Source organism: Sphingomonas endophytica (assembly GCF_014199415.1).
Taxonomy (GTDB): domain Bacteria; phylum Pseudomonadota; class Alphaproteobacteria; order Sphingomonadales; family Sphingomonadaceae; genus Sphingomonas; species Sphingomonas endophytica.
In genome coordinates, this window is the sequence record NZ_JACIJN010000006.1 from 266,285 (window position 1) to 275,540 (window position 9,256).

At 69.0% G+C, this 9,256-nt stretch carries 7 protein-coding genes; 5 read left to right on the top strand and 2 right to left on the bottom strand.

Annotated features, from left to right (window positions below; translation table 11 throughout):
• The first annotated feature begins 3 nt into the window (after positions 1-3).
• Positions 4-465: a hypothetical protein gene (locus tag FHS97_RS11055; protein ID WP_184037215.1), complete on the top strand. Its 462-nt coding sequence runs from the start codon at positions 4-6 to the stop codon at positions 463-465.
• Here FHS97_RS11055 and FHS97_RS11060 read toward each other — a convergent pair.
• Together FHS97_RS11060 and FHS97_RS11065 are read right to left on the bottom strand one after the other, a co-directional pair.
• Positions 450-1,358, bottom strand: a complete 909-nt coding sequence (locus FHS97_RS11060) for an HpcH/HpaI aldolase/citrate lyase family protein (protein ID WP_184037217.1) — start codon at positions 1,356-1,358, stop codon at positions 450-452. The genes FHS97_RS11055 and FHS97_RS11060 overlap by 16 nt on opposite strands.
• On the bottom strand, positions 1,355-1,951 hold the full coding sequence (locus FHS97_RS11065; protein WP_184037219.1) for an NADPH-dependent FMN reductase: 597 nt from the start codon (positions 1,949-1,951) through the stop codon (positions 1,355-1,357). The genes FHS97_RS11060 and FHS97_RS11065 overlap by 4 nt, the downstream gene beginning before the upstream one ends.
• A 69-nt stretch (positions 1,952-2,020) precedes the next feature.
• Here FHS97_RS11065 and FHS97_RS11070 point away from each other — a divergent pair, with 69 nt between their 5' ends.
• The 4 genes from FHS97_RS11070 to FHS97_RS11085 all read left to right on the top strand — a co-directional run bounded on the left by FHS97_RS11070 (position 2,021) and on the right by FHS97_RS11085 (position 9,098).
• Positions 2,021-4,174, top strand: a complete 2,154-nt coding sequence (locus tag FHS97_RS11070) for a transglycosylase domain-containing protein (protein WP_184037221.1) — start codon at positions 2,021-2,023, stop codon at positions 4,172-4,174.
• Positions 4,175-4,356: 182 nt separating this feature from the next.
• Entirely contained in the window at positions 4,357-5,814 is a 1,458-nt protein-coding gene (locus FHS97_RS11075) for a glycoside hydrolase (protein WP_184037223.1), read from the top strand.
• The gene (locus tag FHS97_RS11080; RefSeq protein ID WP_184037225.1) at positions 5,802-7,187 is read left to right on the top strand and encodes a family 43 glycosylhydrolase; all 1,386 of its coding nucleotides are present in this window, start codon (positions 5,802-5,804) and stop codon (positions 7,185-7,187) included. The genes FHS97_RS11075 and FHS97_RS11080 overlap by 13 nt, the downstream gene beginning before the upstream one ends.
• Positions 7,188-7,490: 303 nt before the next feature.
• Positions 7,491-9,098 (top strand): DUF5597 domain-containing protein, encoded by a 1,608-nt coding sequence (locus tag FHS97_RS11085; protein WP_184037227.1) that lies wholly within the window; start codon positions 7,491-7,493, stop codon positions 9,096-9,098.
• The last annotated feature ends 158 nt before the right edge of the window (positions 9,099-9,256 follow it).

The window sequence follows — 9,256 nt, forward strand, 5'->3', positions numbered from 1 at the left end:
ACCATGACGAAGCGCCCGTTCCTCCTCGCCGTCCCGCTCGCCCTCGCCGCCTGCGCGCAGCCGGCGCCCGACCCGTCGCCCAGCGCGACGCCGACCGAACGCGTCGGTCCGCTCGCCCCGCCGCGCGACGGGCCGGGCGGTGGGCAGCTCCGCGACAATGCGCTCGAGCCCGCCGCCACTGCCGCGCTGGAGGAACGGTATCTGGGGCGCTGGATCGGGGTGGAGGGAACGTTCCTCGACGTCACCCGGCGCGAGGCGGGGGGCGTGACGCTCGACATGCAGTGGGACCTCGATCACCGCGGCACGTTCCACGGGTCGGTCACCGCCGAAGGGCTGCGCTTCATGCGCAACGGCATCGCCGAGACCGCGGTGCCGGGCAATGGCGACGCGACCGGTCTCAAGTGGCTGGCGGGAAAGAAAGACTGCCTGATCGTCAAGTCCGGCGAGGGTTATTGCCGGAAGTAAGTGTCGTCCCGTTCATTCGGGTGCGACAAGGGCGGCCGATCTCGCGCAGCGATCGCCTCGGCCAGCGCGAGCACGCGCCGCGCCTCTTCCAGATGCAATCGCTCGACCATCCGCCCGTCGACGCGAATGGCCCCCTCATCCTCGCGCCCGTCGAACGCGGCCGTCAACGTTCGCGCCGCGGCGACCTCGGCATCGGCCGGTCCGAACGCATCGTTCGCCGCCGCGATCTGGGCGGGATGGATCAACGTCTTGCCGTCGAAGCCATAGGCTCGCGCCTGCGCGCATTCCGCCGCGATCGCCGCCTGATCGTCGAGCGTGTTGATGACCCCGTCGAGCGCCACCAGCCCCGCGGCGCGCGCAGCCAGCACGATCTGCCCCAGCGCGGGCAGCAACGGCATGCGGTCCGGCCCGGCCCGGCAACGCAACTCCCGCGCCAAATCGTTGGTGCCCGCTACCAGCGCGGTCAGCCCATGATCGGCGGCGGCAGCGACGATCGCGGGGAGCGCGAGAACCCCCGCACAGGTCTCGATCATCGCCCATAACGCCGGCCGGTCGCCCAACGCCGCCCGCGCCCGTGACAAGGTCGCTGCATCTTCCAGCTTGGGCAGCACCACCGCATCCGGCGCCGCCTCACCGAGCGCCATCAGATCGTCGGCGCCCCATGGGGTATCGAGCGCATTCGCCCGCACCGCCAGCTCGCGCGCGCCGAACCCGCCGTCGCGGATCGCGGCGACCGCCGCCGCACGCGCGGCCTCCTTCTGCGCCGGTGCGACCGCATCCTCCAGGTCGAGGATCACCACGTCGCACGGCAAGGTCCGCGCCTTCTCGATCGCGCGCGCATTCGACGCGGGCAGGAACAAGGCGCTCCGCCGCGGCCGCACCGCGTTCGTCATGCCGCCACGCCGCCCGACAGCGGCGCGAAGCGGGCGACCTGCCGCCCGATCAGCCGCAATTGCTCGACCACCGCCGGGTCGCTCGCCCCGCCCTCGTCGTCGAACCGGGTCACCTGCGTGTTGATCGCCGCCGCGAACGGCGTCGGCCAGCCGCGCAGCGCATGGACGATCGAGCGCAAGGCCGCGATCGTCGAGCCTGTCGCCTGCCAGCCATAAGCGGTGGCGATCAGCCCGACCGGCATGTCGGCAAGGTACGGCCGCGAGTCGCGCGCGGTTTCCTCCAGCAGATCCAGCGCGTTCTTCACCACGCCCGAGATGCTGCCGTGATAGCCGGGGCTTGAAATGATGACCGCCGAGGCATTCCGCACCGCTTCCACGAACGCCTGCTCCTCCGGCGTGCGCGAGGTTGCGCGCGGGTCGTAGAGCGGCAGCCGCGCCATGTCGGCACCGCCGAACATCTGGGTGCGGAAGCCCTGCGCCGCCGCCTCGCCCAGCGCGATCCTCAGCGCGCGCTCGGTCGACGACACGCCGCCGATCGTGCCTCCGATCCCCACCACCAGCGGCGCGGGCGCGCCTTTCGCATCATCCTGCATTTGGCTATCCTTGGTTCACGCGGGCGAGGCTTGCGACAACTGTTATATCAGCGTAAGACACCAACAGCCATGCGCCCCGACCCCTACGACACCGGCCGCGTCCGCTACAACCACGCACGCGGCGATACGCCCGGCGCTCCGCCGGAGCCGCTGCCGTCGTTCGGTGCGTGGCACGAGCACGCGCACGACGCCGCCTCCTCCTACGAACCACCGCGCTATGACGACGGCGGCGATCCGCCGCCGCGATGGCGCCGCATCGCATGGGGCAAGTGGATCATCCGCGGGCTGGCGGCATCGATCGTGCTGTTCGTGCTCGCGGTCATCTGGCTGGCGGTGACCGCGCCCTTGTCGCGCTCGCTCAAGCCACCGACCCCGCCGTCGATCACGCTGACCGCCGCCGACGGCACGCCGATCGCGCGGCGTGGCGCGATCATCGGCACGCCGGTCGACGCCAGCACGCTGCCCCCGCATGTCCGCGAGGCGTTCCTCGCGATCGAGGACCGCCGCTTCTACTCGCACTGGGGCATTGACCCGCGCGGGATCGCACGCGCCGCCTGGGCGAACGTGGGCTCTGGCGGGGTGCGACAGGGCGGCTCGACGATCACGCAGCAACTGGCGAAGAACGCCTTCCTCGATTCGGATCGCACCGCCGCGCGCAAGATCCGCGAGGTGATGATCGCCTTCTGGCTGGAGGCATGGCTCAGCAAGGACGAGATTCTCTCGCGCTATCTGTCGAACGTCTATTTCGGCGACAACGTCTACGGCATCACCGCGGCGTCGAAACATTATTTCGGCCGTACCCCGCAGAAGCTCAACGTCGGGCAGGCGGCGATGCTGGCGGGTCTGGTCAAGGCGCCGTCGCGGCTCGCGCCCACCGGCAACCTGAAGGGCGCGCGCGCGCGGCAGGCGGTGGTGGTCGGCGCGATGGTGGATGCCGGCTTCCTCACCAAGGCCGAAGCAGCCACCGTCCAGCCGCAGCGCGTGCTCGCCGCCCGCGCCGACACTTTGCCGACCGGCACCTATTTCGCCGACTGGGTGCTCCCCACCGCGCGCGAGGTCGCGGGCGATTCGGGCACCGAGGCGACCGTAAAGACCACGCTCGACCGCGGGCTGCAATCGACCGCCGAACGCGTCGTCCGGCAGGCGAGCTTACGCGGGCTGCAGGCGGCGGTGGTCGCGATGCGCCCGGATGGCGAGGTGGTCGCGATGGTCGGCGGGCGCGATTACAAGACCAGCGCCTTCAACCGTGCCGTCCAGGCGAAGCGCCAGCCGGGCTCGACCTTCAAGCTGTTCGTCTATCTCGCCGCGTTGCGCGCCGGGCTGACCCCCGATGACATTCGCGACGATTCGCCGGTCGAGATCGCCGGGTGGAAGCCGCGCAACGACGACGGCCGTTATCTCGGCCCGATCACGCTGCGCCGCGCGTTCGCGCGTTCCTCGAACGTCGTCGCCGCGCGGCTGACGCAGGAGGTCGGCGTGCGCAACGTCATCAAGACCGCGCGCGATCTGGGCATCACCACGCCGATCCCCAACGAGGCGACGATCGGGCTCGGCACCGCCGAAGTCTCGTTGCTCGAATTGACCGGCGCCTATGCCGCAATCGCCAACGGCCGCTATCCGGTCACGCCGCGCGGGGTCGAGGGCAACCGCAGCGCGAGTTGGTATGAGAAGATCGCGGGGAGCGACACCGCGATGCCGGGGAAGGTGCGCGACGAGATGCGCTCGCTGCTCGGCTCGTCGATCCGCGGCACCGGGCGTGACGCCAACCTGCCTGTCGATGCCTTCGGCAAGACCGGCACCAGCCAGGGCGGGCGCGACGGCTGGTTCATCGGCTTTGCGGGCAATCTCGTCGTCGGGGTCTGGGTCGGCAAGGACGACAGCTCGCCCAATCCCGGCCTCCACGGCGGCGGCATTCCCGCGCAGATCTGGCGGCAGTTCATGATGTCCGCGTTGCACATTCCGGTCGTCGTCGAACCGGAGGCGGACGAGATGGGCGCGCCGCTCGACAATATGGAGGAAGCGGTCGATCGCTTCGGGCGCGTGATCGACGGCGCGCAGCCGTCGATCGAGGATGCGGTCGACCGGCTGCGCGAGCTGGGGGTCGAATTGCCGGAGCCTCCGCTGCCCCGTCAGCGCGTCCCGGTGGAGCGCTATCCGGAAGAGCGCGGACCGCCGCGCGACGAGGATGGCGGTCCGTACGAGGATTACGATTACCGCTTCTAGCGCCGATCAGATCTCCTCGCGTCGTCGCGCCTGACCTGATCCGGGGCTCCCCGCCTCCGTCGCGTCCGGATCGCGAGCGGAGCGACGGAGGAGCGCACGTCATCGGTCTTCCTTGACCGTGCAGACCGCCTCGCTATTGTAATACAAAAAGCGGGAGAAGGGCTGTTCCTGGTCGATTGTTGATGGCAGCCTTGCCGCTAGCCGGACTTGCGGCCCCCGCCGCCGCGCAGGAGCGCGCCGTCACCGTCACCTTGCGCCCGTCGGTCGATCGACCGACAACCACCTTCGAGGGCTGGGGCACCGCGCTGGCGTGGTTCGCCGACGTGACCGGCGGCTGGCCGGATGCCGAGCGTCGGCGGCTCGCCGATCTCTTCTACGGCAAGGACGGGCTCGGCTGGACGATCGCGCGCTACAATATCGGTGGTGGCAATGCCGCGGGCACGCCGCCGTACCTGCGCCCCGGCGGTGCGGTGCCGGGCTTCTGGCAGCAGCCGGCGGGGACGCAGGGGCGTGACTGGTGGCGCGCCGACGATCCCGCGATGTGGGACTGGTCGCAGGATCAGCGCCAGCGCTGGTGGCTCGACGCGATCCGCGACCGTGTGGCAGCGCCGATCTTCGAGGCCTTCTCCAACTCGCCGCCGTGGTTCATGACCGTCTCTGGCCGGGTGTCGGGGGCCGAGAAGGCCAGCGACGACAACCTGCGGCCCGGCTTAGAGAAGGCGTTCGCGACCTATCTCGCCCGCAGCGTCGCCGAATTGCAGCAGCGCCACCGCATCACCTTTCGCACGCTCTCGCCGGTCAACGAGCCCAACACCGATTACTGGTTCGCCGCCAACAAGCAGGAAGGCGCACACTGGAGCCCGGCGCGACAGGCCGCGATGATCGACGCCACCGATGCTGCGCTGAAAGCGCAGGGGCTGAAGACGGTCGTCGCCGCGCCGGACGAGACCAATTCGGTGCTCTTCCTCGCCGATTGGGCGGCCTATCCCGCTGCAACGCGCGCGCGGATCGGGCAGCTCAACGTCCACAGCTATGGCACCATCCATCAGACCGGCGTGCGCGACGCCGCGTGGGCGGCGGGCATCCGGCTGTGGATGAGCGAGAATGACGCGCCGCTCGACAAGGATCCGGAGGATTTCGCGGGCATGGCCTCGCCGCTGGCGATGGCCGAACATATCGTGCTCGATATGAAGCGGCTGGAGCCCGCCGCCTGGGTCTTCTGGCAGGCGGTCGAGACGCTCAGCACCACCGATGGCGCGAAGGGCAGTAACTGGGGGCTGGTCAAGGCCGACCTGCGCGGGCCGGCCAACGTCCCTCATGCGATCCACGTCACGCAGAAATACTGGGCGATGGCGCAGTTCAGCCGCTACATCCGCCCTGGTGACCGGCTGGTCCCCGTCGACGATCTTGACACGATCGGCGCGCTGTCTCCGGACGGCCGGCGGTTGACGCTCGTCCACGTCAACCCCGGCGTCACCCCGCGGCGGCTGGCGGTGCCCGCCGGCTGGACGACGCAGATGGTCGTCACCGATGCCAACCACCGTGCCGCCTGCGCGCCCGGGACGCTTGCCCCCGCGCGCGCGGTCGTCACGCTCATCCTGCGCCGCGACGGCGGAAAGGACCTGCCATGCCCTACCTGACCTCACGCCGACGCCGCTGGGCCCCCGCGCTGCTGCTGCTCGCCGCCCCGCTGACGCTCGCCGCCGACGAACCCGCACGCTGGGATGCGCCCGGCGCCGGCAATCCGTTGCTGCCCGGCTATTTCGCCGATCCCTCAATCGTCCGGGACGGCAACCGCTGGTATATTTTCGCGACGATCGATCCCTGGGGCGACGACCGGCTCGGCCTGTGGACGTCCGAGAACGGCCGCGACTGGCGGTTCTCCACCCCCGATTGGCCGACCAAGGCGGCCGCGACCAGCCCCACGTCGGGCGACTCGAAGGTGTGGGCGCCATCGGTGGTCCGCGCGCCGAACGGCCGCTGGTATATGTACGCCTCGGTCGGTAGCGAGGTATGGGTCGGCACCGCGCCATCCCCGGCCGGGCCGTGGCGCGACGCCAACGGCGGCAAGCCGCTGATCGCGCGTGACTTCGCCCCCGCCTACCACATGATCGACGCCGAGGCGTTCGTTGACGATGACGGGCAGGCCTATCTCTATTGGGGCTCGGGGCTGAACTGGACCAACGGCCATTGCTTCGTCGTCAAGCTCAAGCCAGACATGGTCACGTTCGACGGCACCCCGCGCGACGTCACTCCGGAGAATTACTTCGAGGGTCCCTTCATGATGAAGGCGCACGGCCGCTATCTGCTGACCTATAGCGACGGCAACACCACCAAGGACACCTACAAGGTCCGCTATGCGATCGGGCCGAGCCCGTTCGGTCCGTTTCACGAGGCGCCGAACAGCCCGCTGCTTCAGACCGACGCCGCGCGCGACATCATCAGCCCCGGCCATCATGCCGTGTTCCGCTCGCAAGGGCAGAGCTACATCCTCTATCATCGGCAAGCGCTGCCATGGCCGCAGCCGGGCGATGCGGTCCTGCGGCAGGTTGCGGTCGATCCGTTGACGGTCGAGGCCGATGGCACGCTGGCGCGCGTGCGGCCGACGCACGGCAGCCAAGTGGCTGGCTTCGCCGCGGCGCGCGATCACGGGCTGACGTGGACGCCGATCGGCGATCGCGCTGCCGCCAAGGCGGCCGACGACAATTACGCGACGCTGTGGCGCGCGCGCCCGGATGGGAGCGGGACGATCGTCGCCGACCTCGGCAGCGTCCGACGCGTGAACGGCAGCCGGCTGCGCCCGGAATTTGCCACACGCCGCTACACTTATGCCGTGGCGGCCTCACGTGACGGAAAGACGTGGACCCCGTTGCTCGCGCCAGGCGAGCATCAAGGGTCTCCGGTGACGCTTCGCCATCCGGTCGACACGCGCTATCTGCGGCTCACCCTGGCGACGCCGGGTGCCGGCCTATGGGAATGGTCGATCGACGGCGCGGGCGGGCACGGGCGCTGAACCAAGTTCGTCGCCCCGGTTCAGGCTTGGGGCGACGATCCCCCGCTTACTTAACCACCTGCACCAACCGCGCCGCATCCTGCCCGGTCGGCAACTTGCCCGATGCACGCAACCGCCCTGCGGCGTCGTCCGACGTCAGGGTCGCACTGCGCGATCCGCCACGTGCGCCTCGTCAGGGCCCGGTCCGCGTGCTCGATCATCACCCGCTCCCCGTTGCGCTCGACGTTCGTAGCGCTACCATTCCTTTGCAACAGGATGATCCGCCGCAAAAGTCGACCCTGTTCGGGGTGACGGGGAGAGGACATGATCGGACGTACCACCATTGCCACAGGGCTGCTGCTCGCGACGGCGACTGTCGCCGCGGCGGACGTTCCGCGGCTGGAGAGCCGGAACGGCCGACATGCCCTGATCGTCGACGGCGCACCGTTCACGATCCTCGGCGGGCAGGTCAACAATTCGAGCAACTATCCCGAAGCGCTCAAGACAGCATGGCCGGTGCTCGATCGCATCCACGCCAATACCGTCGAGGTGCCGATCGCGTGGCAGCAGGTCGAACCGCAGGAAGGCCGCTTCGACCTCTCCTTCCTCCAGCAATTGCTTGATCAGGCGCGCGCGCACGACAAGCGCGTGGTGCTGCTGTGGTTCGGAACATGGAAGAACACCTCACCCGGCTACACCCCGGACTGGGTCAAGCTCGACAACCGCCGCTTCCCACGCATGAAGAAGCGCGATGGCAGCGATCACGGCGTGCTTAGCCCGCATGGGGCAGCGACGCTGACCGCCGATCGGGCCGCATTCGTCAAGGTCATGGAATATCTGCGCGACCATGATCCGCAGCATACCGTCATCATGGTGCAGCCGGAAAACGAGACCGGCAGCTACCGCAACCCGCGCGATTATTCGGGCATCGGCAATGCGCTGTTCGCCAAAGCCATCCCGGCCGCGCTCGCCAGGCGGGTCGGCCGGAGCGGAACCTGGACGCAGGTGTTTGGCGCGCAGGCCGACCGTGCCTTCAACACCTGGTATGTCGCCTCGTACGTCGACGCGATCGCCGCAGCGGGGAAGGCGGTCAAGCCGTTGCCGATGTACGTCAATGCCGCGCTCGCAGGCCCGTCGAACGTCCCCGATCCGGACGGCGTCGCGAGCGGCGGCCCGCAGCAGGATGTAATCGACATCTGGAAGGTCGCGGCACCGCACGTCGATTTCGCCGCACCCGACATCTATGACCGCAAAAGCGCCAACGCCACTTCCTATCTCGACCAATATGCACGCGCCGACAACGCGCTGATGGTGCCGGAAGTCGGCAATGCGCGTGACTTCCATCGCTACGTCTACGCCGCGCTTGGACGGGGCGCGATCGGCTATGCGCCGTTCGGAACCGACGAAAGCGGCTATTTTAACTTCCCGCTCGGCGCGCGCGATTTGAGCGACGCGACGCTCGCGCCGCTGACGCTCGCTTATGGCATGTTCGGCTCGATCATGCGCGACTGGGCGCGGATCGCCTATGCGCGGCCGACCTGGGGTGTCGCCAAGCCCGACGATGGCGCGGTCCAAACGACCCGGATGGGGATGTGGACGATCAAGGCGTCCTGGGGCGAGTGGCAGTTCGGGATGCGGAACTGGACGTGGCTCAAGGCCGAGCCGGCGCCATGGGCGAAGGAGCCGGTCGGCGGGGTGGCGGTCGCGCAACTCTCCCCCGACGAATTTCTGATCGTCGGCGATCATGTCCGCATCGAGATCGAGGCGGCAGAGAAGGCACCCGGCGCGATGATGCTGCGCGTGGAAGAAGGCGCGTTCGACAAGGGACGCTGGGTAACCTCGCGTATCTGGAACGGCGATCAAACCGACTATGGGATCAACCTTGTCGACCGCCCGCAGGTGCTGAAGGTGACGATGGGAGGTTATCGTTGAGGTGGCGCGGGGGAGGTTGGGGGCGGAGGTTCTTTAGTAAGGCGCACAACGCGGTCTGGGTATCGCGGGCTGTGCGTTTTTGGCGGGTATCGAACGCACGACGGCCCCGTCTCGTTGGAGACGGGGCCGTTGTGTGTGTGTGTGTGTGTGAGATGGTT

Coding starts and splice junctions, on each gene's coding strand:
- FHS97_RS11055 (WP_184037215.1), top strand. CDS start 4: ATGACGAAGCGCCCGTTCCTCCTCGCCGTCCCGCTCGCCCTCGCCGCC.
- FHS97_RS11060 (WP_184037217.1), bottom strand. CDS start 1,358: ATGACGAACGCGGTGCGGCCGCGGCGGAGCGCCTTGTTCCTGCCCGCG.
- FHS97_RS11065 (WP_184037219.1), bottom strand. CDS start 1,951: ATGCAGGATGATGCGAAAGGCGCGCCCGCGCCGCTGGTGGTGGGGATC.
- FHS97_RS11070 (WP_184037221.1), top strand. CDS start 2,021: ATGCGCCCCGACCCCTACGACACCGGCCGCGTCCGCTACAACCACGCA.
- FHS97_RS11075 (WP_184037223.1), top strand. CDS start 4,357: ATGGCAGCCTTGCCGCTAGCCGGACTTGCGGCCCCCGCCGCCGCGCAG.
- FHS97_RS11080 (WP_184037225.1), top strand. CDS start 5,802: ATGCCCTACCTGACCTCACGCCGACGCCGCTGGGCCCCCGCGCTGCTG.
- FHS97_RS11085 (WP_184037227.1), top strand. CDS start 7,491: ATGATCGGACGTACCACCATTGCCACAGGGCTGCTGCTCGCGACGGCG.